General features: G+C 70.8%; 19 protein-coding genes. 16 read left to right on the top strand and 3 right to left on the bottom strand.

Annotated elements, in window-relative coordinates; translation table 11 throughout:
* Nucleotides 1-149: 149 nt before the first annotated feature.
* Nucleotides 150-650 carry a transcriptional regulator BldD gene (gene bldD / locus ACGFX9_RS07120; protein ID WP_135330908.1) on the bottom strand — a complete coding sequence of 167 codons (501 nt, stop codon included), beginning with the start codon at nt 648-650 and terminating at the stop codon, nt 150-152.
* 198 nt (nt 651-848) lie between these two features.
* Here bldD and pyrR point away from each other — a divergent pair, with 198 nt between their 5' ends.
* The 14 genes from pyrR (at nt 849) to ACGFX9_RS07050 (ending at nt 17,604) form a co-directional block, all read left to right on the top strand.
* Nucleotides 849-1,421 carry a bifunctional pyr operon transcriptional regulator/uracil phosphoribosyltransferase PyrR gene (pyrR, locus tag ACGFX9_RS07115; protein ID WP_160503767.1) on the top strand — a complete coding sequence of 191 codons (573 nt, stop codon included), beginning with the start codon at nt 849-851 and terminating at the stop codon, nt 1,419-1,421.
* A gap of 81 nt (nt 1,422-1,502) precedes the next feature.
* The gene (locus tag ACGFX9_RS07110; RefSeq protein ID WP_393466090.1) at nt 1,503-2,489 is read left to right on the top strand and encodes an aspartate carbamoyltransferase catalytic subunit; all 987 of its coding nucleotides are present in this window, start codon (nt 1,503-1,505) and stop codon (nt 2,487-2,489) included.
* Nucleotides 2,490-2,493: 4 nt separating this feature from the next.
* The gene (locus ACGFX9_RS07105; protein WP_393466087.1) at nt 2,494-3,780 is read left to right on the top strand and encodes a dihydroorotase; all 1,287 of its coding nucleotides are present in this window, start codon (nt 2,494-2,496) and stop codon (nt 3,778-3,780) included.
* Complete coding sequence (locus ACGFX9_RS07100) at nt 3,777-4,346, top strand: hypothetical protein (protein ID WP_393466084.1); 570 nt, start codon at nt 3,777-3,779, stop codon at nt 4,344-4,346. Before ACGFX9_RS07105 ends, ACGFX9_RS07100 begins: the two co-directional genes overlap by 4 nt.
* Entirely contained in the window at nt 4,343-5,479 is a 1,137-nt protein-coding gene (gene carA / locus ACGFX9_RS07095) for a glutamine-hydrolyzing carbamoyl-phosphate synthase small subunit (RefSeq protein ID WP_393466081.1), read from the top strand. The genes ACGFX9_RS07100 and carA overlap by 4 nt, the downstream gene beginning before the upstream one ends.
* Complete coding sequence (gene carB, locus ACGFX9_RS07090; RefSeq protein WP_393466079.1) at nt 5,472-8,780, top strand: carbamoyl-phosphate synthase large subunit; 3,309 nt, start codon at nt 5,472-5,474, stop codon at nt 8,778-8,780. The genes carA and carB overlap by 8 nt, the downstream gene beginning before the upstream one ends.
* A gap of 88 nt (nt 8,781-8,868) precedes the next feature.
* Nucleotides 8,869-9,975 carry a quinone-dependent dihydroorotate dehydrogenase gene (locus tag ACGFX9_RS07085; protein ID WP_393466077.1) on the top strand — a complete coding sequence of 369 codons (1,107 nt, stop codon included), beginning with the start codon at nt 8,869-8,871 and terminating at the stop codon, nt 9,973-9,975.
* Between the two features lie 5 nt (nt 9,976-9,980).
* Nucleotides 9,981-10,826 carry an orotidine-5'-phosphate decarboxylase gene (pyrF, locus tag ACGFX9_RS07080; protein ID WP_393468246.1) on the top strand — a complete coding sequence of 282 codons (846 nt, stop codon included), beginning with the start codon at nt 9,981-9,983 and terminating at the stop codon, nt 10,824-10,826.
* 298 nt (nt 10,827-11,124) lie between these two features.
* Complete coding sequence (locus tag ACGFX9_RS07075) at nt 11,125-11,448, top strand: integration host factor (protein ID WP_005319887.1); 324 nt, start codon at nt 11,125-11,127, stop codon at nt 11,446-11,448.
* Nucleotides 11,449-11,486: 38 nt separating this feature from the next.
* A complete protein-coding gene (gene gmk, locus ACGFX9_RS07070; protein ID WP_393466074.1) occupies nt 11,487-12,080 on the top strand; it encodes a guanylate kinase in 594 nt (197 codons plus the stop codon).
* A 75-nt stretch (nt 12,081-12,155) separates the two neighbouring features.
* On the top strand, nt 12,156-12,428 hold the full coding sequence (gene rpoZ, locus ACGFX9_RS07065) for a DNA-directed RNA polymerase subunit omega (RefSeq protein ID WP_030316319.1): 273 nt from the start codon (nt 12,156-12,158) through the stop codon (nt 12,426-12,428).
* Between the two features lie 115 nt (nt 12,429-12,543).
* Nucleotides 12,544-13,755, top strand: a complete 1,212-nt coding sequence (gene coaBC, locus ACGFX9_RS07060; RefSeq protein WP_393466071.1) for a bifunctional phosphopantothenoylcysteine decarboxylase/phosphopantothenate--cysteine ligase CoaBC — start codon at nt 12,544-12,546, stop codon at nt 13,753-13,755.
* Nucleotides 13,756-14,091: 336 nt separating this feature from the next.
* Nucleotides 14,092-15,300, top strand: a complete 1,209-nt coding sequence (gene metK / locus ACGFX9_RS07055; RefSeq protein WP_393466067.1) for a methionine adenosyltransferase — start codon at nt 14,092-14,094, stop codon at nt 15,298-15,300.
* A gap of 156 nt (nt 15,301-15,456) precedes the next feature.
* Nucleotides 15,457-17,604, top strand: a complete 2,148-nt coding sequence (locus tag ACGFX9_RS07050; protein WP_393466064.1) for a primosomal protein N' — start codon at nt 15,457-15,459, stop codon at nt 17,602-17,604.
* Between the two features lie 102 nt (nt 17,605-17,706).
* Here ACGFX9_RS07050 and ACGFX9_RS07045 read toward each other — a convergent pair whose 3' ends face one another.
* Nucleotides 17,707-18,291 carry a hypothetical protein gene (locus ACGFX9_RS07045; RefSeq protein ID WP_393466062.1) on the bottom strand — a complete coding sequence of 195 codons (585 nt, stop codon included), beginning with the start codon at nt 18,289-18,291 and terminating at the stop codon, nt 17,707-17,709.
* Between the two features lie 273 nt (nt 18,292-18,564).
* On the opposite strand from ACGFX9_RS07045, the gene fmt reads away from it, so the two are divergent.
* Entirely contained in the window at nt 18,565-19,509 is a 945-nt protein-coding gene (fmt, locus tag ACGFX9_RS07040) for a methionyl-tRNA formyltransferase (protein ID WP_393466059.1), read from the top strand.
* A gap of 34 nt (nt 19,510-19,543) precedes the next feature.
* The gene (locus ACGFX9_RS07035) at nt 19,544-21,007 is read left to right on the top strand and encodes an RsmB/NOP family class I SAM-dependent RNA methyltransferase (protein WP_393466056.1); all 1,464 of its coding nucleotides are present in this window, start codon (nt 19,544-19,546) and stop codon (nt 21,005-21,007) included.
* On the opposite strand, the gene ACGFX9_RS07030 is transcribed toward ACGFX9_RS07035, so the two are convergent.
* Entirely contained in the window at nt 20,981-23,182 is a 2,202-nt protein-coding gene (locus tag ACGFX9_RS07030; RefSeq protein WP_393466053.1) for an MMPL family transporter, read from the bottom strand. The genes ACGFX9_RS07035 and ACGFX9_RS07030 overlap by 27 nt on opposite strands.
* Nucleotides 23,183-23,198 lie beyond the last annotated feature (16 nt).

The following is a 23,198-nucleotide window of genomic DNA, read 5'->3' as shown; positions in this document are numbered from 1 at the left end:
CCGCCCGGGCGGGGCGGCATGCTGCGCCCCGCGGCCCCCCCCCGCCCCCCCGGCCCCGCCCCCCCCCCCCCCCCGGGGGGGGGGCCCCCCCCCCCGCCCCCCCCCCCCCCCCCCGGCGGTACGTTTCTGCTCAAGTGCCCCTTGGGGGGTCAGACGTCGTCGTGGGCGACGGCGCGGCGCGCGTCCGCGTCCAGGACGCCCCAGCTGATCAGCTGCTCGGTGAGAACCGAGGGCGACTGGTCATAGATCACGGCGAGGGTGCGCAGGTCGTCCTGGCGGATCGAGAGCACCTTGCCGTTGTAGTCACCGCGCTGCGACTGGATCGTGGCGGCATACCGCTGGAGCGGACCTGCCTTCTCGGCCGGGACGTGCGCGAGGCGCTCAAGGTCGAGGACGAGCTTGGGCGGCGGCTCGGCGGCGCCGCCCGGAGCGGTGCCTGGCAGCAGCTCCTGGACCGGGACGCCGTAGAAGTCCGCCAGCTCGGCGAGGCGCTGCACGGTCACGGCACGGTCGCCGCGCTCGTACGAACCGACCACGACCGCCTTCCAGCGACCTTGGGACTTTTCCTCGACACCGTGGAGGGAAAGGCCCTGCTGGGTACGGATGGCGCGGAGTTTGGCCCCGAGCTGTTTGGCGTATTCGCTGGACATATAGCTCCCCGGACGAAGAACGGTAACTCACTGTGAGGTTACGCAGCGTTACTTGGGTGCGTCAAGCCGAATGGTCCGTACCGACCCTTCCGAGGGGGGTCCTGACCGGGGGTGTTGCCGGTGCTGGTACCGTGGATGGCGCAATTATGACGTCCTTTAAGGTCCGTCCCGTGAGGCGGAGAAGGAGGTCCGTTTCATATGGACTCGCACGACACGAATGAATCCGATGTCGCCCGGCCTGTGCTCGAAGGCCCGGACATCGCACGGGTGTTGACCCGTATCGCGCACGAGATCGTCGAACGCGCCAAAGGCGCCGAAGACGTGGTGCTGCTCGGCATTCCCACCCGCGGCGTCTTCCTCGCCCGGCGCCTCGCCGAGAAGCTCGAAGAGATCACCGGACGCACGATCCCGGTTGGCTCACTCGACATCACGATGTACCGCGACGATCTGCGCATGCATCCGCCGCGCGCACTCGCCCGCACCGAGATCCCCGGTGACGGCATCGACGGCCGCCTCGTCGTCCTCGTCGACGACGTGCTCTTCTCCGGCCGCACCATCCGCGCCGCCCTCGACGGCCTGAACGACATCGGCCGCCCGCGCGCGGTGCAGCTCGCCGTCCTCGTCGACCGAGGCCACCGCGAACTCCCGATCCGCGCCGACTACGTCGGCAAGAACCTCCCCACGTCGCTGCGGGAGACGGTCAAGGTCCAGCTCGCCGAGGAGGACGGCCGCGACGCCGTGCTGCTCGGTGCCAAGCCCGCTTCCGCGTAGGACCGGCTTCCCCGCGGGCTCGGGGGCACACCCCTGCGCGCCCGTATGCCCGCAAACCTCCACATGACGGAGTAAACCCAGATGATGCGACACCTCATCTCGGCCGCCGACCTCACCCGCGACGACGCCGTTCTCATCCTCGACACCGCCGAGGAGATGGCCCGGGTCGCCGACCGGCCGATCAAGAAGCTTCCCGCACTGCGCGGCCGTACGATCTGCAATCTGTTCTTCGAGGACTCGACCCGGACCCGGATCTCCTTCGAGGCCGCCGAGAAGCGCCTCTCCGCCGACGTCATCAACTTCGCCGCCAAGGGATCGAGCGTCTCCAAGGGCGAGTCCCTCAAGGACACCGCCCAGACCCTGGAGGCGATGGGCGTCGACGCCGTCGTCATCCGGCACGGCGCGTCCGGCGCCCCCTACCGCCTGGCCACCTCCGGCTGGATCGACGCCCCCGTGATCAACGCGGGCGACGGCACCCACCAGCACCCCACCCAGGCGCTGCTCGACGCCTTCACCATGCGGCGCCGCCTCGTCGGCAGGGACGTGGGCCTCGGCAAGGACCTCAGCGGCAAGCGCATCACGCTCGTCGGCGACGTCCTGCACAGCCGGGTCGCGCGCTCCAACGTCGACCTCCTGCACACCCTCGGCGCCCACGTGACCCTGGTGGCCCCGCCCACCCTCGTGCCGGTCGGCGTGGACAGCTGGCCCTGCGACGTGTCGTACGACCTGGACCGGGTGCTCCCGAAGTCCGACGCCGTGATGATGCTGCGCGTGCAGCGCGAGCGCATGAACGCCGCGTTCTTCCCGACCGAGCGGGAGTACTCGCGCCGCTACGGCCTGGACGGCGAGCGCATGGCGAAGATGCCCGAGCACGCCATCGTGATGCATCCCGGCCCGATGGTCCGCGGCATGGAGATCACCGCCGAGGTCGCCGACTCCGACCGCTGCACGGTCATCGAGCAGGTCGCCAACGGCGTCCACACCCGGATGGCCGTTCTCTACCTGCTCCTGGGCGGCAACGAACCCGCCGTCACCCACACGCGCCCCACCGGTATCGAGGAGAAGTAAGACCATGAGCAAGACCCTGATCCGTGGTGCGAAGGTGCTCGGCGACGAGCCCCAGGACGTCCTCATCGACGGCGAGACGATCCTCGAAGTGGGGACCGGCATCGAAGCGGGCGACGCGACCGTCGTCGAGGCCGAGGGCAAGATCCTGCTGCCCGGCCTCGTCGACCTCCACACCCACCTGCGCGAGCCCGGCCGCGAGGACTCCGAGACCGTCCTGACCGGCACGCGCGCCGCCGCGTCCGGCGGCTACACCGCCGTGTTCGCCATGGCCAACACCTTCCCCGTCGCCGACACCGCCGGTGTCGTCGAGCAGGTCTACCGCCTCGGCAAGGAGTCCGGCTACGCCGACGTCCAGCCGATCGGCGCCGTCACCGTCGGCCTTGAGGGCAAGAAGCTCGCCGAGCTCGGCGCCATGCACGAGTCCGCCGCCGGTGTCACCGTCTTCTCCGACGACGGCAAGTGCGTCGACGACGCGGTGATCATGCGCCGCGCCCTGGAGTACGTGAAGGCCTTCGGCGGCGTCGTCGCGCAGCACGCGCAGGAGCCGCGGCTGACCGAGGGTGCCCAGATGAACGAGGGCATCGTCTCGGCCGAGCTCGGCCTCGGGGGCTGGCCCGCCGTCGCCGAGGAGTCGATCATCGCGCGTGACGTGCTGCTCGCCGAGCACGTGGGCTCGCGGGTGCACATCTGTCACCTGTCGACCGCGGGCTCGGTCGAGATCGTGCGCTGGGCGAAGTCGCGCGGCATCGACGTGACCGCCGAGGTCACCCCGCACCACCTGCTCCTGACCGACGAGATGGTCCGCTCGTACAACCCGGTCTACAAGGTCAACCCGCCGCTGCGCACCGAGCGCGACGTCATGGCGCTGCGCGAGGCGCTGGCCGACGGCACCATCGACATCGTCGCCACCGACCACGCCCCGCACCCGCACGAGGACAAGGACTGCGAGTGGGCCGCGGCGGCCATGGGAATGGTGGGCCTGGAGACCGCGCTCTCCGTCGTCCAGCAGACGATGGTCGAGACGGGCCTGCTCACCTGGGCCGCGGTCGCCGACCGGATGTCCGTCAAGCCCGCCCGGATCGGCGGCGCCACCACCCACGGCCGCCCCGTCTCGGCAGGTGAGCCCGCCAACCTCACGCTTCTCGATCCGGCTTACCGTGGTGTCGTGGACCCCGCGGGCTTCGCCTCGCGCAGCGGCAACACCCCCTACGAGGGCCGTGAGCTGCCCGGTCGCGTGACGCACACGTGGCTGCGGGGCCGCGCCACGCTCGTCGACGGGAAGCTCGCGTGACATCTCTTCTGGAACTGGCCGCCGAGAAGGAATCGGCGGAGGTGACCGACTGGGCCGCTCGCGCGGGCTGGGTCGTCGGCCTTCTGCTCTTCATCGCGCTCGTCTACTGGCTGATGCGCGAGGGCTGGAAGTGGCGCGGCACGCTCCAGGGCGATCTGCCGCCGCTTCCCGTGGTGCCGGATGACGCGGGCCCGGTGAGACTTGAGCTGAGCGGCCGCTACCACGGCTCGACCACGGCAGGGCAGTGGCTCGACCGCATCGTGGCGCACGGCCTCGGTACCCGCAGCCGCGTCGAGCTGACGCTCACGGATACGGGACTCGATGTCGTACGCCCCGGAGCGGCCGACTTCTTCATCCCGGCCGCACAGCTGCGCGAGGCCCGGCTCGACAAGGGCATCGCAGGCAAGGTCCTCGCGGAGGGCGGCCTGCTGATCGTCACGTGGGAGCACGGCGAGAAGCTGCTCGACTCCGGCTTCCGCTCGGACCACGCGGCAGAGCAGGCCCAGTGGGTCGAGGCAATCAACGACATGATCAAAATCAGCACTACGGAAGGCACCGCACGATGACGACCTCCACAAGGGGAGCCTCCAAGACTCCCGCCGTACTCGTCCTGGAGGACGGCCGCATCTTCCGCGGCCGTGCCTACGGGGCCGTGGGGGAGACCTTCGGCGAAGCGGTGTTCTCCACCGGCATGACCGGCTACCAGGAGACCCTCACCGACCCCTCGTACCACCGCCAGGTCGTCGTCATGACGGCCCCGCACGTCGGCAACACGGGTGTGAACGACGAGGACGACGAGTCGGGCCGCATCTGGGTATCCGGCTACGTGGTGCGCGACCCCGCGCGCGTGCCGTCCAACTGGCGCTCCAAGCGCTCCCTCGACGAGCAGCTCGCCGCGCAGGACGTCGTCGGGATCTCCGGCATCGACACCCGCGCCCTCACCCGCCACCTGCGTGAGCGCGGCGCGATGCGCGTGGGCATCTTCTCCGGAGAGGCCCTCTCCGACGACGCGGCGCTCCTCGCCCGCGTCAAGGAGGCCCCCCAGATGGTGGGCGCCGACCTCTCCGCCGAGGTCGCCACCACCGAGTCCTACGTCGTCCCGGCCATCGGTGAGAAGAAGTTCACCGTGGCCGCCCTCGACCTCGGCATCAAGGGCATGACCCCACACCGCATGGCCGAGCGCGGCATCGAGGTGCACGTGCTGCCCGCCACCGCCACGCTCGACGACGTGTACGCGGTCAACCCCGACGGCTTCTTCCTGTCGAACGGCCCCGGCGACCCCTCCACCGTCGACCTGACCGTGGTCAAGGGCGTCCTGGAGCGCAAGACGCCGCTCTTCGGCATCTGCTTCGGCAACCAGATCCTCGGCCGCGCGCTCGGATTTGGCACGTACAAGCTGAAGTACGGCCACCGCGGCATCAACCAGCCGGTGCAGGACCGCACGACCGGCAAGGTCGAGGTCACCGCGCACAACCACGGCTTCGCCGTCGACGCGCCCCTCGACAAGGTCTCCGACACCGCCTACGGGCGCGCCGAGGTCTCCCACGTGTGCCTCAACGACCAGGTGGTGGAGGGGCTCCAGCTCCTCGACCAGCCCGCGTTCAGCGTCCAGTACCACCCCGAGGCGGCCGCGGGCCCGCACGACGCCGCGTACCTCTTCGACCGCTTCGTAACTCTGATGGAGGGCCAGCGTGCCTAAGCGCACCGATATCCAGTCCGTCCTGGTCATCGGCTCCGGCCCGATCGTCATCGGCCAGGCAGCGGAGTTCGACTACTCCGGCACCCAGGCCTGCCGCGTCCTCAAGGCCGAAGGCCTGCGCGTCATCCTGGTCAACTCGAACCCGGCGACGATCATGACCGACCCGGAGATCGCCGACGCGACCTACGTCGAGCCGATCACCCCCGAGTTCGTCGAGAAGATCATCGCCAAGGAGCGCCCCGACGCGCTCCTGCCCACCCTGGGCGGCCAGACCGCGCTCAACACCGCGATCTCCATGCACGACCAGGGCGTCCTGGAGAAGTACGGCGTCGAGCTCATCGGAGCCAACGTCGAGGCGATCAACAAGGGCGAGGACCGCGACCTCTTCAAGGACGTCGTCGCCGAGGTCAAGAAGAAGATCGGCCACGGCGAGTCCGCCCGCTCGTATATCTGCCACTCCATGGACGACGTCCTCAAGGGCGTCGACGAGCTCGGCGGCTACCCCGTCGTCGTCCGCCCCTCCTTCACCATGGGCGGCGCCGGTTCCGGCTTCGCGCACAACGAGGAGGAGCTGCGCCGCATCGCCGGACAGGGCCTCACGCTCTCGCCGACCACCGAGGTGCTCCTTGAGGAGTCCATCCTCGGCTGGAAGGAGTACGAGCTCGAGCTGATGCGCGACAAGAACGACAACGTGGTCGTCGTCTGCTCCATCGAGAACTTCGACCCGATGGGCGTGCACACCGGCGACTCCATCACCGTCGCGCCCGCGATGACGCTGACCGACCGCGAGTACCAGACCCTGCGTGACGTCGGCATCGCGATCATCCGTGAGGTCGGCGTCGACACCGGCGGCTGCAACATCCAGTTCGCCATCGACCCGACGGACGGCCGGGTCATCGTCATCGAGATGAACCCGCGCGTCTCGCGGTCCTCCGCGCTCGCGTCGAAGGCCACCGGCTTCCCGATCGCGAAGATCGCCGCGAAGCTGGCCGTCGGCTACACGCTGGACGAGATCCCGAACGACATCACCGAGAAGACCCCGGCTTCCTTCGAGCCGACCCTCGACTACGTAGTGGTCAAGGCCCCGCGTTTCGCCTTCGAGAAGTTCCCCTCGGCGGACTCGACCCTGACGACCACCATGAAGTCGGTCGGCGAGGCCATGGCGATCGGCCGCAACTTCACCGAGGCGCTGCAGAAGGCGCTGCGCTCCCTGGAGAAGAAGGGCTCGCAGTTCACCTTCGTGGGCGAGCCCGGCGACAAGGCTCTTCTTCTGGAAGAGGCCGTCCGGCCGACCGACGGGCGCATCAACACGGTCATGCAGGCCATCCGCGCCGGCGCGACCCCCGAGGAGGTCTTCGACGCCACGAAGATCGACCCGTGGTTCGTCGACCAGCTCTTCCTGATCAAGGAGATCGCGGACGAGCTCGCCGCCACCGAGCGCCTGGACGCCGGCCTGCTCGCCGAGGCCAAGCGGCACGGCTTCTCCGACGCCCAGATCGCCGAGATCCGCGGCCTGCGCGAGGACGTCGTCCGCGAGGTGCGGCACGCGCTCGGGGTCCGCCCGGTCTACAAGACGGTCGACACCTGCGCCGCCGAGTTCGCCGCGAAGACGCCGTACTTCTACTCCTCGTACGACGAGGAGTCCGAGGTCGCCAAGCGCGAGAAGCCCGCGGTCATCATCCTGGGCTCGGGCCCCAACCGCATCGGCCAGGGCATCGAGTTCGACTACTCCTGCGTCCACGCCTCCTTCGCGCTGAGCGACGCGGGCTACGAGACCGTGATGGTCAACTGCAACCCCGAGACGGTCTCGACGGACTACGACACGTCCGACCGCCTCTACTTCGAGCCCCTCACGCTCGAAGACGTCCTGGAGATCGTCAACGCCGAGGCGCAGGCAGGGCCGATCGCGGGCGTCATCGTCCAGCTCGGCGGCCAGACCCCACTGGGCCTCGCGCAGGCGCTCAAGGACAACGGCGTCCCGGTCGTGGGCACCCCGCCCGAGGCCATCCACGCCGCCGAGGACCGCGGCGCCTTCGGCCGCGTGCTGGCGGAGGCCGGTCTCCCGGCGCCCAAGCACGGCACCGCGACCACCTTCGCCGAGGCCAAGGCCATCGCGGACGAGATCGGCTACCCCGTCCTCGTACGCCCGTCGTACGTGCTCGGCGGTCGCGGCATGGAGATCGTCTACGACGAGACCCGCCTCTCCGCGTACATCGAGGAGTCGACCGAGATCAGCCCCTCGCGTCCGGTGCTCGTCGACCGCTTCCTCGACGACGCGATCGAGATCGACGTGGACGCGCTCTACGACGGCCACGAGCTCTACCTCGGCGGCGTCATGGAGCACATCGAGGAAGCCGGCATCCACTCCGGTGACTCCGCGTGCGCGCTGCCCCCGATCACGCTCGGCGGCTACGACATCAAGCGCCTGCGGATCTCGACGGAGGCCATCGCCAAGGGCGTGGGCGTCCGCGGACTCATCAACATCCAGTTCGCGATGGCAGGCGACATCCTGTACGTCCTTGAGGCCAACCCGCGCGCCTCGCGCACCGTCCCCTTCACCTCGAAGGCGACCGCGGTGCCGCTGGCCAAGGCCGCCGCGCGCATCTCGCTCGGCGCGACCGTCGCCGAGCTGCGCGCCGAGGGCATGCTTCCGGCGAGCGGTGACGGCGGCACGCTGCCGATGGACGCGCCGATCTCGGTGAAGGAAGCCGTCATGCCGTGGAGCCGCTTCCGCGACATCCACGGGCGCGGCGTCGACACCGTCCTCGGCCCGGAGATGCGCTCCACCGGCGAAGTCATGGGCATCGACTCGGTGTTCGGCACGGCCTACGCCAAGTCGCAGGCGGGCGCGTACGGTCCGCTGCCGACCAAGGGCCGCGCCTTCATCTCCGTCGCCAACCGCGACAAGCGTTCGATGATCTTCCCGGCGCGTGAACTGATCGCGCACGGCTTCGAGTTGCTCGCCACGTCCGGCACGGCCGAGGTGCTCAAGCGCAACGGCATGAACGCCACGGTCGTGCGCAAGCAGAGCGAGGGCGAGGGCCCGAACGGCGAGAAGACGATCGTCCAGCTCATCCATGACGGCGCCGTCGACCTCATCGTCAACACCCCGTACGGCACGGGTGGCCGCCTCGACGGCTACGACATCCGTACGGCGGCCGTGTCCCGTTCCGTGCCCTGCCTGACGACGGTCCAGGCGCTCGCCGCCGCCGTCCAGGGCATCGACGCGCTCAACCATGGGGACGTCGGCGTCAGGTCACTGCAGGAACACGCCGAGCATCTGATCGCGGCCCGCGACTAGCAGCCCACCAGGGGGACACCGATCCGGTGTCCCCCTTCTGGTGAGCACACCTGAGTGAGCACACCTGAGGACCCCTGAGGACACCTTCATGTACAAACTCTTCTTCGACCTCGTCTTCAAGCGCATGGACCCGGAGCGGGCCCATTACCTGGCCTTCCGCTGGATCCGTCTCGCGGCCCGCATCCCGGTGCTCCGCACGTTCGCCGCCGCCGTGCTCGCGCCGCGCCACAAGGAGCTGCGCACCGAGGCCTTCGGGCTGCGGATGCACGGCCCCTTCGGGCTCGCCGCGGGCTTCGACAAGAACGCCGTGGCGATCGACGGCATGTCGATGCTGGGCTTCGACCACATCGAGATCGGCACGGTCACGGGGGAGCCGCAGCCCGGCAACCCCAAGAAGCGGCTCTTCCGCCTCGTGCAGGACCGGGCGCTGATCAACCGCATGGGGTTCAACAACGAAGGTTCGGCGGCCGTGGCGACGCGTCTGGGCGCCCGGAAGGCCGTCTTCAAGACGGTCGTGGGCGTGAACATCGGCAAGACCAAGGTCGTCCCCGAGGAGGAGGCCGCCGCCGACTACGTGAAGTCGACCGAGCGGCTCGCCGCCCACGCCGACTACCTCGTGGTCAACGTGTCGTCCCCCAACACCCCCGGCCTGCGCAACCTCCAGGCCACCGAGTCCTTGCGGCCGCTGCTCACCGCCGTACGCGAGGCGGCCGACCGGAGCGTGTCCGGGCGGCGCGTGCCGCTCCTCGTGAAGATCGCCCCCGACCTCGCGGACGAGGACATCGACGCGGTCGCGGACCTGGCCGTGGAGCTCGGCCTGGACGGCATCATCGCCACGAACACGACCATCGCGCGCGAGAGCCTCGGTTTGCAATCCGAACCTTCGCTCTACGGAGAGACCGGTGGCCTCTCCGGTGCGCCCCTCAAGGAGCGCTCACTGGAGGTCCTGCGCCGCCTCTACGCGCGCGTGGGCGACCGCATCACGCTGGTGGGCGTCGGCGGCATCGAGAACGCCGAGGACGCCTGGCAGCGGATCCTCGCGGGCGCCACCCTCGTGCAGGGCTACAGCGCGTTCATCTACGAAGGGCCCTTCTGGGGCCGCGCGATCCACAAGGGCCTCGCCGCCCGCCTTCGGGCGAGCTCGTACGCCACCCTCGCCGAGGCCGTCGGCGCCGACACAAGGAAGCCCGAATGACCAGCATGAGTCCTCTCGAACCCTTCGGTACGCGCCTGCGCCACGCCATGGACGAGCGCGGGCCGCTCTGCGTCGGCATCGACCCGCACGCCTCCCTGCTGTCCGCCTGGGGCCTGAACGACGACATCGCGGGCCTGGAGCGGTTCACCGGGACCGTGGTCGAGGCGCTGGCGGGCACGGTGGCGGTCTTCAAGCCGCAGAGCGCGTTCTTCGAGCGCTTCGGCTCGCGCGGCATCGCCGTACTGGAGAAGGCGGTCCAGGAGCTGCGGGCGGCCGGCGCACTGGTGGTCATGGACGCCAAGCGCGGCGACATCGGCTCGACGATGGCCGCCTACGCCGAGACTTTCCTGCACAAGGACTCGCCGCTGTTCAGCGACGCCCTCACGGTCTCGCCCTACCTCGGCTACGGCTCGCTGAAGCCGGCCGTCGACCTCGCCCACGAGAACGGCACCGGACTCTTCGTGCTCGCCCTCACCTCCAACCCCGAGGGCGCCGAGGTGCAGCACGCGGTGCGCGAGGACGGCCGCACGATCGGCGCGACGATGCTGGGGCACCTCGCGGCCGAGAACGCAGGGGAGGAGCCCCTGGGGTCCTTCGGGGCCGTTGTCGGGGCCACGCTGGGTGACCTGTCCTCGTACGACCTCGCCATCAACGGTCCGCTGCTCGCGCCCGGCATCGGGGCGCAGGGAGCCACCCCCGCCGATCTGCCGGGTGTCTTCGGGGACGCCGTACGCAATGTCGTGCCGAGCGTCAGCCGGGGTGTCCTGCGTCACGGTCCCGACGTGGTGGGTCTTCGCGTCGCGGCGAGCCGCTTCGCGGACGAGATCCGTGAGGCGCTCGCCTCGGCGTGAGGTCGTTTTTCCGTCTTCGAAGGACATGTTTTCCGTCTTGGAAGGACGTGTCCGATCACGTCCATACGTTTCGTTGATGGCTCACCAGGCCAAATCCGGGGTGAAATGCCCGGAATGTACACCTCGACAGAGGCTGACCAGGACTTTTCGTCTGTTCTCGCTGACTCCAGCGGCCATGCCCGCTAGTCTCCGACGAGAGCGAACGGGCAAGCGCGTTGCACGTTGCTCACCAGGTGTGGGGCGACTAGGTTCCTCACCGGTCCGTATCCGACAGTTCGACATCCGAGGTGACGTAGGCGTGGCTCTTCCGCCCCTTACCCCTGAACAGCGCGCAGCCGCGCTCGAAAAGGCCGCCGCGGCTCGCCGGGAGCGGGCCGAGGTCAAGAATCGACTCAAGCACTCCGGTGCCTCGCTCCATGAGGTCATCAAGCAGGGTCAGGAGAACGACGTCATCGGCAAGATGAAGGTCTCCGCTCTCCTGGAGTCGCTGCCCGGCGTGGGCAAGGTCCGCGCCAAGCAGATCATGGAGCGTCTTGGCATCTCCGAGAGCCGCCGTGTGCGCGGTCTCGGCTCCAACCAGATCGCCTCCTTGGAGCGTGAGTTCGGCGGTGGCGCTGCCTGACGTTCTCAGGCACTCCTGAGAACCTGGATAATCGCTGCATGGCTGCAACATCCCGGGGGACGACCCCCGTGCCCCCGGACGTACGTCCGCGGCTGACCGTGCTCTCCGGCCCTTCTGGGGTCGGCAAGAGCACGGTCGTCGCTCATATGCGCAAGGAACACCCCGAGGTCTGGCTCTCGGTCTCGGCGACCACACGGAAGCCGCGCCCCGGCGAGAAGCACGGTGTGCACTATTTCTTCGTCTCCGACGACGAAATGGACAAGCTGATCGCCAATGGCGAGCTGCTCGAATGGGCCGAGTTCGCGGGCAACCGCTACGGCACGCCGCGGGGAGCCGTCATCGAGCGCCTGGAGGCGGGCGAGCCCGTCCTCCTGGAGATCGATCTGCAGGGCGCGCGTCTGGTCCGCGAGTCGATGTCCGAGGCGCAGCTGGTCTTCCTCGCCCCGCCGAGCTGGGAGGAGCTGGTCCGCCGGCTCACCGGCCGGGGGACCGAGGCGCCCACGGTGATCGAGCGCAGGCTCGCCGCCGCGAAGATCGAACTCGCCGCCGAGGCGGAGTTCGACATGACCCTGGTCAATACCTCCGTCGAGGATGTAGCCCGTGAGCTGCTAGCCTTGATGAAAGTTGTTTGATCTTCTTCATCCTCAGTAACCCGGATTGATCTTCGTTCTCCATTCAGAGGGTCAATCCCCATCGGAAGGCAGAGAGTGTCCTCTTCCATCACTGCGCCCGAGGGCATCATCAACCCGCCGATTGATGAGCTCCTCGAAGCGACCGACTCGAAGTACAGCCTCGTGATCTACGCCGCCAAGCGCGCGCGCCAGATCAACGCGTACTACTCGCAGCTCGGTGAGGGCCTGCTGGAGTACGTCGGCCCGCTGGTGGACACGCACGTCCACGAGAAGCCGCTCTCGATCGCACTCCGCGAGATCAACGCGGGTCTGCTCACGTCCGAGGCCATCGAGGGCCCCGCCACGTAAGCATCTGTTTCTTGGCCACAGGCCCGGCAGCGCGGCTGTCGGGCCTGTGGTGTGTCATGGAGTCGTACGTCTCCGAGTGGGGCCGTACGTTGCCGAGTGCGGGGAGGCGCGGACGGTGGACAAGCCGAAGGTCGTTCTGGGGGTCAGCGGTGGCATCGCCGCCTACAAGGCCTGTGAGCTGCTGCGGCGGCTGACCGAGTCGGGCCATGACGTGCGCGTCGTGCCGACCGATTCGGCGCTGCACTTCGTGGGGGCCGCGACCTGGTCGGCGCTGTCGGGGAACCCCGTCTCGACCGAGGTGTGGGACTCCGTCCACGAGGTGCCGCACGTACGGATCGGGCAGGCCGCCGATGTCGTGATCGTCGCCCCCGCGACGGCCGACATGATGGCGAAGGCGGCCCACGGCCTCGCCGACGACCTCCTGACGAACACGCTCCTCACCGCCCGCTGTCCGGTGATCTTCGCGCCCGCCATGCACACCGAGATGTGGGAGCACCCGGCCACCCAGGAGAACGTCGCCACGCTGCGCCGCCGCGGCGCCCTCGTCGTCGAGCCCGCCGTGGGCCGCCTCACGGGCGTGGACACGGGCAAGGGCCGCTTCCCGGACCCGGTGGAGCTCTTCGAGGTCGTACGCCGTGTCCTGGCGCGCGGCGACCTGGCGCAGGATCTCGCGGGGCGGCACGTCGTCGTCAGCGCGGGCGGAACGCGCGAGCCCCTCGACCCGGTCCGCTTCCTGGGCAACCGTTCCTCCGGCAAGCAGGGGTACGCGCTGGCCCGCAGCGCGGCGGCGCGGGGCGCCCGTGTCACCCTCCTGTCGGCGAACGCGGCGCTGCCGGACCCGGCGGGCGTCGACGTCCTGCCCGTGGGCACCGCCGTCCAGCTCCGCGAGGCGGTCCTGAAGGCGGCGGCGGACGCCGACGCCGTGGTGATGGCGGCGGCCGTGGCCGATTTCCGCCCCGAGACGTACGCGACGGGGAAGATCAAGAAGAAGGACGGCCAGGAGCCGGCCCCGATCGCCCTCGTCCGCAACCCCGACATCCTCGCCGAGATCGCGGGCGACCGGCCGCGTCCCGGTCAGATCGTCGTCGGCTTCGCCGCCGAGACGGACGACGTGCTCGCCAACGGGCGCGCCAAGCTGCGACGCAAGGGCTGTGACCTGCTCGTCGTCAACGAAGTGGGCGAGCGCAAGACGTTCGGCTCCGAGGAGAACGAGGCACTCGTGCTCGGCGCGGACGGCAGCGAGACCCCGGTGCCCTACGGTCCCAAGGAAGCGCTCGCGGACACGGTCTGGGACCTGGTGGCCGAACGGCTGCCGGCGAATTCCTGAGAAATTCCGGGCGGGTCCCAGAAGAAACCCCAGGAGAAACCCCGGAAGAAGTCCCGGCCCGAACCCCGACAGAAACGGGCCGCAAACCTGGGTTCCGGTGTCACAATCGTCCCACTGGATGCCTCAAACCCGGGAAATTCGGGCGTGAGGCCCTCTGGTGAAGACCGATCGTCGTACCGCACAATGCAGTGCCGCAGGTCACAGCGCTCCCAAGTGGCGAGACACGTGGTCCGGCGGCCGAGTGTGACCGATAAACTGGTCTCGGACGACGCCGGGCGCAGCTCCCGGCCGTCCACCAATGATCAGCCAGCAGCCGCTGCAACCACAGGGAGCGATGTGTCCCGCCGTCTCTTCACCTCGGAGTCTGTGACCGAGGGTCACCCCGACAAGATCGCTGACCAGATCAGCGACACCATTCTCGACGCACTTCTGCGGGAGGACCCGAAGTCCCGGGTCGCCGTGGAGACGTTGATCACCACCGGCCTGGTGCATGTGGCCGGCGAGGTGACGACCAAGGCGTACGCGCCGATCGCGCAGCTGGTCCGCGACAAGATCCTCGAGATCGGTTACGACTCTTCGAAGAAGGGCTTCGACGGCGCCTCCTGTGGCGTCTCGGTGTCCATCGGCTCGCAGTCCCCCGACATCGCGCAGGGCGTCGACACGGCGTACGAGAAGCGCGTCGAAGGCGATGAGGACGAGCTCGACAAGCAGGGTGCGGGCGACCAGGGCCTGATGTTCGGTTACGCGTGCGATGAGACGCCGGAGCTGATGCCGCTCCCGATCCATCTCGCGCACCGTCTGTCGCGTCGTCTGTCGGAGGTCCGCAAGAACGGGACGATCCCCTACCTGCGTCCGGACGGCAAGACGCAGGTCACCATCGAGTACGACGGTGACAAGGCCATCCGTCTGGACACGGTGGTCGTCTCCTCGCAGCACGCCTCGGACATCGACCTGGACTCGCTGCTTGCTCCCGATATCCGGGAGTTCGTGGTGGAGCCGGAGCTGAAGGCGCTGTTGGAGGACGGCATCAAGCTGGAGACCGAGGGCTATCGCCTGCTGGTGAACCCGACCGGTCGTTTCGAGATCGGCGGTCCGATGGGTGACGCGGGTCTGACCGGCCGCAAGATCATCATCGATACGTACGGCGGCATGGCCCGCCATGGTGGTGGCGCGTTCTCGGGCAAGGACCCCTCCAAGGTCGACCGCAGTGCGGCGTACGCGATGCGCTGGGTGGCCAAGAATGTGGTGGCCGCCGGTCTCGCGGCGCGCTGCGAGGTGCAGGTCGCCTACGCGATCGGCAAGGCGGAGCCGGTGGGCCTGTTCGTGGAGACGTTCGGTACGGCCACGGTCGACACCGACAAGATCGAGGCGGCCATCGCCGAGGTCTTCGACCTGCGCCCGGCCGCGATCATCCGCGACCTGGACCTGTTGCGGCCGATCTACGCGCAGACCGCGGCGTACGGTCACTTCGGGCGGGCGATCCCCGACTTCACGTGGGAGCGCACCGACCGCGTGGACGCCCTGCGTAAGGCTGCGGGGCTTTAAGGCTCACGGCTTTTTGGGGCCCGGCTTTCCCTATGGGGAGCCGGGCTTCGTCGTGCGGCGGCTTCGTCGCGCCGCGGAATCCGGGCGCCACCGCCGGGTGTTCGGCCGGCTCCCGGGCCCACGGCCCTGTCAGTGGGGTCTGGTAGGAATGCTGCTGTGAGCAGGGAGAACGAGGGACCCGACGAGGGGGGAGCTGAGGCGCCGGAGCAGCTTGCCCTGATCCGGGAGTCCGTGCGGCAGGCCAAGGTGCCGCGGGCCAAGCCGCGGACGTGGCGGGGGGCCGCGGTGGCCAAGAGCCTGCCGGTGGCCCGGGTGCTCGTGGACAAGGGGGTGCTGCACCTTGACCGGTACTTCGACTACGCCGTGCCCGAGGAACTGGACGCGGAGGCTCAGCCCGGAGTGCGGGTCCGGGTGCGGTTCGGGGCCGGGACGCGCAACGTGCGGTCGGGGCGGCGTGAGGGCGGCGGGCTGATCGACGGGTTCATCGTCGAGCGGTGTGCCGAGAGCGATTACCAGGGGCCGTTGGCCGCGATCGCGCAGGTCGTGTCGCCCGAGCCGGTGCTCGACGCGGGGCTGCTCGAACTGGCGCGGGCCGTGGCCGACCGCTACGCGGGGAGCCTCGCCGATGTACTGCAACTGGCGGTCCCTCCTCGCCACGGGCGGGCCGAGGCGCGCACGTCGCCCGAGCCTCCCGCGCCGCCGGCCGCTCCGGACGCGGGGAGCTGGCGGAGGTACGGCCACGGGGCGGAGTTCGTCGGGGCGCTGGCCTCGGGGGGCGTGCCGCGGGCCGTGTGGACCGCTCTGCCGGGGCCGGAGTGGGCCGAGGAGATCGCCCGTGCCGTGCAGGCGACGCTGGCCTCGGGGCGCGGCGCGCTCGTCGTCGTGCCCACCGGGCGACCCGCCGCCCGCGTGGACGCCGCGCTCGCCGAGCTCCTGGGGGAGGGGCAGCACGCGCTGCTGACCGCCGACGCCGGGCAGGAACGGCGCTACCGGGAGTGGCTCGCCGTGCGGCGTGGGGCCGTGCGGGCCGTGGTGGGGACGCGGGCCGCCATGTTCGCGCCCGTACGGGATCTGGGTCTTGTCGCGATCTGGGACGACGGGGACTCCAGCCACAGCGACGACCGCGCTCCCTTCCCGCATGTGCGCGAAGTGCTCGAACTGCGGGCCACGCGGGAGAAGTGCGGCTTCCTGCTGGGGAGTTGGAGCTGCACCGTCGAGGCCGCCCAGCTCGTCGAGACGGGGTGGGCCGCGCCGCTCGTCGCCGATCGCGAGCAGGTGCGGGGGGCCGCTCCGCTCATACGGACCGTGGGGGACGGCGATCTCGCCCGGGACGAGGCGGCTCGGGCCGCGCGCCTCCCCACCCTGGCCTGGAACGCGGTGCGGGAGGGCCTGAAGCACGGGCCCGTGCTCGTGCAGGTGCCCCGGCGGGGGTATGTGCCGCGGCTCGCCTGCGAGCGCTGCCGGGAGCCCGCTCGGTGCCGGCACTGCGCGGGGCCGCTGGAGGCGCGGGAGAGCAACGGCGCCCTGCACTGCGGATGGTGCGGCCGGGAGGAGAGCTCCTGGCACTGCGGCAGCTGCGGGGGGTTTCGGCTGCGGGCCCAGGTGGTCGGGGCGCGGCGTACGGCTGAGGAGCTGGGGCGGGCGTTCCCCGCTGTACCGGTACGGACGTCGGGGCGGGAGCAGGTCCTCGACACCGTGGCCGGGACGCCCGCGCTGGTGGTGAGCACGCCCGGGGCGGAGCCTGTCGCCGATGGCGGTTACGCGGCGGCGCTGCTGCTGGACGGGTGGGCCATGCTCGGGCGGCCCGATCTGCGGGCGGGGGAGGAGGCGCTGCGGCGGTGGATCGGGGCCTCGGCGCTTGTGCGGCCCCAGGGGGCGGGCGGGACCGTGGTGGTCGTCGCCGAGCCGACCCTGCGGCCGGTCCAGGCCCTGGTGCGGTGGGACCCGGTGGGGCACGCCGTGCGGGAGCTTTCGGAGCGGGCCGAGCTCTCGTTTCCGCCCGTGTCGCGGATGGCCTCCGTTGCGGGGACCCCTGAGGCGCTTTCGACGTTCCTCGCCGGGGCCGAACTCCCGCCGGACGCCGTGGTGTTGGGGCCCGTTCCGATGCCGGACACGGTGCCTGGCCCTTCGCGTCGGCCTGGGGCTGTTCCCGCCGGTGAGCACTGGGAGCGGGTGCTGATCCGGGTCCCGCCGGGGAGCGGGGCGGCGCTGGCCGCCGCGCTGAAAGCGGCACAGGCGGCGCGGATGGCGCGGGGGGCCGCGGAACCGGTGCGGATCAGGGTGGACCCGCTGGACATCGGCTGAGGGGGGCGGGTGTCCGCGGCCGTGGCTTGCCGGGAGCCGGACGCAACGACGGCTGCCCCTTGCCGGGGGATCCGGTAGGAGGCAGCCGCGGGGGTGTCGTGTTCAGCCGGTGCGTGGGCCGGGGAACACATTGGGGCGGGGGTCGTCGCGCAGCGTGGAGCTGCCCGCCGTGGGCTGGGTAGGCATGGCGCGGGCCGCCGGCACCGTAGGGACCGTGGGGGCCGAGGGGATCGACGGCAGGGGGGCGCCCACCGGAACCGGCGGGCGGGCCGTGGTCGCGGACGCGGGGGAGGGGATCGTCTCGGTGGCGCGCTCCGCCTCGGCCGCCGCCTGCGTCGTGGCCCGGCGGGCACCGTAACGGCGGTGCACCGCCTGCTTGGTGACCCCGAGGGCCGAGCCCACCGCGTCCCACGAGAAGCCGAGCGAGCGGTCGAAGTCCACGGCCGCGGTCACCAGGGTCTCGACGCTGTCGCGCAGCTCCTGGGCGAGGCGGACGGTCGGGGCGGGGGCCCGCCCGTACACGACGAAGCCAGCGGAGGGGCTGGAGCGGCGCGGGCGGTAGACGTTGCCGAGCTGGGCGGTGAGTGTACGCAGTGCGTCCACCTGCCGGCGGACCCGCTCGATGTCCCGCACCAGGAGGTGCAGGCTGGCCCGTGCCTGGGCGTCGTGGGTTGCGTGGTCGGCCATGAACAAGCCTCTCGAACCGGCGTTGAAAAGGATGAGGCCGCAGCCGCGGCCCGTAAGTGGTCAACTCTTTCTTGACCAACGCGCTAGTTCGTGTCGGGTCACGGTGCAGGGGCGCATGCGCATATGCACAGGGCGCGCGGTCACACGTACGCCCCTGGGGTGGGTACGGGGATGGTCAGGGACGGTCGGCCCCGAGGAGCGCCGGGGAGCGAGGCGGCTCATAGACTGGTGCGCTCCCCGCACGTCCCCGTCCCGAGAGGCCGAAAGCCACCGATGAAGCTCGTCTTCGCAGGCACCCCCGAGGTAGCCGTCCCCGCACTGGACGCCCTGATCGCCTCCGACCGGCATGAGGTGGCCGCCGTCGTCACCCGGCCCGACGCCCCCGCGGGCCGCGGCCGCAGGCTCGTCGCGAGTCCGGTGGCCCAGCGTGCGGAGGAAGCCGGGATCGAGGTGCTCAAGCCCGCGAAGCCGCGCGACGAGGAATTCCTGGCGCGGCTGCGTGAGATCGCCCCCGACTGCTGCCCCGTCGTGGCCTATGGCGCGCTGCTCCCCAAGGTCGCCCTGGACGTCCCGGCCCGTGGCTGGGTCAACCTGCACTTTTCGCTGCTGCCCGCCTGGCGCGGTGCCGCGCCTGTGCAGCACGCCGTGATGGCGGGCGACGAGATCACCGGCGCCTCCACCTTCCTGATCGAGCAGGGGCTCGACTCCGGGCCGGTGTACGGGACCGTCACCGAGGTCGTCCGGCCCACCGACACCAGCGGTGACCTGCTCACCCGCCTCGCCTTCGCGGGGTCGGGGCTGCTCGCCGCCACCATGGACGGCATCGAGGACGGCTCCCTGAAGGCCGTGCCGCAGCCCGCCGACGGCATCACCCTCGCCCCGAAGATCACCGTCGAGGACGCCCAGGTGGACTGGGCCGCCCCGGCCCTGCGCGTCGACCGGGTCGTGCGCGGCTGCACCCCGGCGCCCGGCGCCTGGACCGTATTCCGCGGGGAACGCCTGAAGCTCATCCAGGCCGCGCTCGTCGCGGACCGCACGGACCTCGCGCCCGGCGAGCTCGCCGCCGCCAAGAACAACGTGTACGTCGGTACGGGCTCGCACGCCGTGGAGCTGCTCTGGGTCCAGCCGCAGGGCAAGAAGCCGATGCGCGGCGCCGACTGGGCGCGCGGGGTGCGGATCGCCCCGGGTGAGCGCCTCGGGGCAACCGACGTAGGCTGAACAGGTTCGGCCCTCACCCAATAGCGGAGCACCTTTGAACGACCAGCCTGACCGGCGTCCCCAGAAGCAGGGCAAGTCCGGTAACGGTAAGCCCGGCAAGCCCCACCGCCGTCCCAAGAAGGACCCCGTCCGTTTCCTCGCCTTCGAGGCGCTGCGGGCCGTGGACGAGCGCGACGCGTACGCGAACCTCGTCCTGCCGCCGCTCCTGCGCAAGGCCCGCGAGAAGGAAGGGCCCGAGAAGTTCGACGCGCGCGACGCGGCGCTCGCCACCGAGCTGGTCTACGGGACGCTGCGCAGGCAGGGAACGTACGACGCGATCGTGGCCGCCTGCATCGACCGGCCGCTGCGCGAGGTCGATCCGCCGGTACTCGACGTCCTGAACATGGGCGTGCACCAGCTGCTCGGGACCCGCATCCCGACGCACGCCGCCGTCTCGGCCTCCGTGGAACTGGCGCGCGTCGTGCTCGGTGACGGGCGGGCCAAGTTCGTCAACGCGGTCCTGCGCAAGGTGGCAGCCGACGACCTCGACGGCTGGCTCGCGAAGGTCGCGCCGCCCTACGAGGACGACGCCGAGGACCATCTCGCCGTCGTCCACTCGCACCCCCGCTGGGTCGTCTCCGCGCTGTGGGACGCGCTCGGCGGCGGCCGAGCCGGCATCGAGGACCTCCTGGAAGCCGACAACGAGCGGCCCGAAGTAACCCTCGTCGCCCGGCCGGGACGCACCACAGCCGATGAACTCCTCGACCAGGTGGGCGAGGATTCCGCGCTGCCGGGGCGCTGGTCCCCGTATGCCGTGCGGCTCAGCGAAGGCGGCGAACCGGGGTCGATCGAGGCTGTGCGGGAGGGCCGTGCGGGCGTACAGGACGAGGGCAGTCAGCTCGTCGCGGTCGCACTTGCGAACGCTCCCTTGGAGGGGCGCGACGAGAGGTGGCTCGACGGCTGCGCGGGCCCCGGCGGCAAGGCGGCCATGCTCGCCGGTCTCGCCGCCGGGCGGGGCGCGGCCCTGCTCGCCGCCGAGAAGCAGCCGCACCGGGCCCGTCTCGTCGCCCAGGCACTGCGCGGCAACCCGGGCCCCTACGAGGTCATCGCCGCCGACGGCACCCGGCCGCCGTGGCAGCCCGGCACCTTCGACCGCGTCCTGATGGACGTGCCCTGCACGGGACTCGGCGCCCTGCGCCGCCGCCCCGAGGCCCGCTGGCGCCGCCGCCCCGAGGACCTTGACGGGTTCGCCCCGCTCCAACGGGGGCTGCTGCGCACGGCGTTGGAGTCCGTTCGCGTCGGCGGTGTCGTCGGGTACGCCACCTGCTCGCCGCACCTCGCGGAGACGCGCGCCGTCGTCGACGACGTGCTCAAGCACCACGAGGGCGCCGAGCTCATCGACGCCCGGCCGCTGATCCCGGGCGTCCCGGCGCTCGGTGAAGGACCCGACGTCCAGCTGTGGCCGCATCTGCACGGCACGGACGCGATGTATCTAGCGCTGATCCGGCGCACTGCCTGAGGCGGCCTGCGCCGGAGCCGGGGCCGGGGTGCGGAGCGCCGGGTCCTTGCTCAGTGCGTGCGGCCACCACACCTTCGGCCCCACGTCCAGGAAGAGCGCGGTGACCAGGACGGAACGTACGACGAAGGTGTCGAGCAGGACGCCGAGCGCGACCGCGAAGCCGATCTCGGCGAACGCCACCATCGGGAGCGTGCCGAGCGCGGCGAACGTGCCCGCGAGGACCAGGCCCGCCGACGTGATGACGGCGCCGGTCGCGGAGAGGCCCGTCACCACGCCCGCACGGGTGCCCTGTCGGCCCGCTTCCTCACGGATGCGGGTCGACAGGAAGATGTTGTAGTCGATGCCGAGCGCCACCAGGAACACGAAGACGAAGAGCGGGAAGTCCGTGGACTCGCCCGCGTAGTCGAAGAGGTGGCGGAAGGCGAGCGCGCTGATGCCGAGCGCGGCGGAGAAGGAGAGCACCACCGTCGCGATCAGGAGCAGCGGCGCGATCAGGGCGCGCAGCAGCAGGGCGAGGATCAGCAGGACGACCAGGAGGACGAGCGGGATCACCAGCTTGTTGTCGTGGGTCGTCGCACGGTCCATGTCCAGGAGGGCCGCCGTCCCGCCGCCCACCCGCGCGTCCGCGTCGGGCACGGCGTGCACCGCGTCGCGGACCCGCTCCACGGTCCGCTTGGCCGCCTCGCTGTCCGCGGGGTCGGTCGGGGTCGCCTCGAACAGGACCCTGCCCGCGGACTCCCGTTTCGACCCCGGTGGCACAGCGATGCTCGCGGGGTCCACACCGCGCGTCTTGGCGACCGCGGCGCGGACCTCGTCGCGCCGGTCCGCGGCGGCCACGATCACCAGGGGATCGCCGCTGCCCGCAGGGAAGTACTCCGCCTGAAGCTCCTGGCCCACGATCGAGTCCGGCTTGTCCGTGAACGAGTCCGCGTTGCTGAGCCCCTCGGCCCGCAGCTGCGTCAGGCCAAGCGCCAGCGCCGCGAGGGCCACCGCTGTGATGCCCCAGGTGAGGCGCGGGCGGTGGGCGATGCGGCGGCCCATGCCGGCCCAGACGCCGCGCTCGGTGGGCTCGTCCGAGCCGTTGTGCGGGATCAGCGGCCAGAACAGCCACCGGCCGCAGACCACGAGGAGCGCCGGGAACAGCGTCAGCATCGCGATCAGGGCGACCGCGACACCGATGGCGGCCACGGGACCGAGGCCTCGCGTCGAGTTCATGTCGGCGGTCAGGAGCACCAGCATGCTCACGACGACCGTGGCGCCGGACGCGATGACGGCGGGGCCCGCCCGGTGCAGGGCGAGCTGCATCGCCTCGTGCCGGTCCTCGTGGCGGCGCAGCTCCTCGCGGTAGCGGGCGACCAGGAGCAGGGCATAGTCCGTCCCCGCGCCGAAGACGAGGACGGTGAGAATCCCTGCGCTCTGGCCGTTCACCGTCAGGCCGGCGTGCTCCGCCAGGAGGTAGATCAGCGCCTGGGCGGTGAAGAGCGAGACGACCACCGAGATCAGCGGGATGAGCAGGAGGATGGGACTCCGGTAGGTGATCAGGAGGATCACCACGACGACGATGCCCGCCGAGAGCAGCAGTGTCGAGTCGAGGCCCTCGAACGCCTCGGACAAGTCCGCGGACGTACCGCCGGGCCCCGTGACGTGCACCGAGAGCCCGCCTGCGCTCTTGCCCGTGTGCTCACGGATGGAGTCGACGGCGGGCGCGATCCTCTCCCAGCCCTTCTCGTCCATGGTGATGGGCACGAAGACCTGGGCCGCCTGGGCGTCCGATGCGTCCTTGGTGTCATAGGCGGGGCCGCGGGTCTCCGTGCCGCGGATGCCGTGGGCACGCAGCGCCTTGAGCTCGCCGACGTCCTCGGCGATACGGGCCCGGTCCGCGGAGGTCAGTCCGCTCTCGCGGGCGTACACGACGACCGCGGGAATCTGCTCGGGCCTGAACTCCCCGGAGATGTCCAGGACTTGGGTCGATTCCGCGGAGCCGGGCAGCCAGGACGAGGCCTGGTTGTCCTGGGCGTCCGTGAGCTTCTGGGCGAGGGGCGCGGCGACGACGATCGCCACCAGCCAGAACAGCACCACGAGCCACTTGGTGCGCCGCCCGCACACGAGCCAGGCCACGCCTCGGCCCGTCTGCCGCCGTTCGTCCGACTGCTCGTCCGACCGTTCGTCTGGCATGGTTTCCCCCCGCTGC

Source organism: Streptomyces sp. NPDC048436 (assembly GCF_043200355.1).
Lineage (GTDB): Bacteria > Actinomycetota > Actinomycetes > Streptomycetales > Streptomycetaceae > Streptomyces.
The sequence above is the reverse complement of the archived record's forward strand: the minus strand, read 5'-3'. Positions and strand labels throughout refer to the sequence as shown.

Coding starts and splice junctions, on each gene's coding strand:
- bldD (WP_135330908.1), bottom strand. CDS start 650: ATGTCCAGCGAATACGCCAAACAGCTCGGGGCCAAACTCCGCGCCATC.
- pyrR (WP_160503767.1), top strand. CDS start 849: ATGGACTCGCACGACACGAATGAATCCGATGTCGCCCGGCCTGTGCTC.
- ACGFX9_RS07110 (WP_393466090.1), top strand. CDS start 1,503: ATGATGCGACACCTCATCTCGGCCGCCGACCTCACCCGCGACGACGCC.
- ACGFX9_RS07105 (WP_393466087.1), top strand. CDS start 2,494: ATGAGCAAGACCCTGATCCGTGGTGCGAAGGTGCTCGGCGACGAGCCC.
- carA (WP_393466081.1), top strand. CDS start 4,343: ATGACGACCTCCACAAGGGGAGCCTCCAAGACTCCCGCCGTACTCGTC.
- ACGFX9_RS07085 (WP_393466077.1), top strand. CDS start 8,869: ATGTACAAACTCTTCTTCGACCTCGTCTTCAAGCGCATGGACCCGGAG.
- pyrF (WP_393468246.1), top strand. CDS start 9,981: ATGAGTCCTCTCGAACCCTTCGGTACGCGCCTGCGCCACGCCATGGAC.
- gmk (WP_393466074.1), top strand. CDS start 11,487: ATGGCTGCAACATCCCGGGGGACGACCCCCGTGCCCCCGGACGTACGT.
- ACGFX9_RS07045 (WP_393466062.1), bottom strand. CDS start 18,291: ATGGCCGACCACGCAACCCACGACGCCCAGGCACGGGCCAGCCTGCAC.
- fmt (WP_393466059.1), top strand. CDS start 18,565: ATGAAGCTCGTCTTCGCAGGCACCCCCGAGGTAGCCGTCCCCGCACTG.
- ACGFX9_RS07030 (WP_393466053.1), bottom strand. CDS start 23,182: ATGCCAGACGAACGGTCGGACGAGCAGTCGGACGAACGGCGGCAGACG.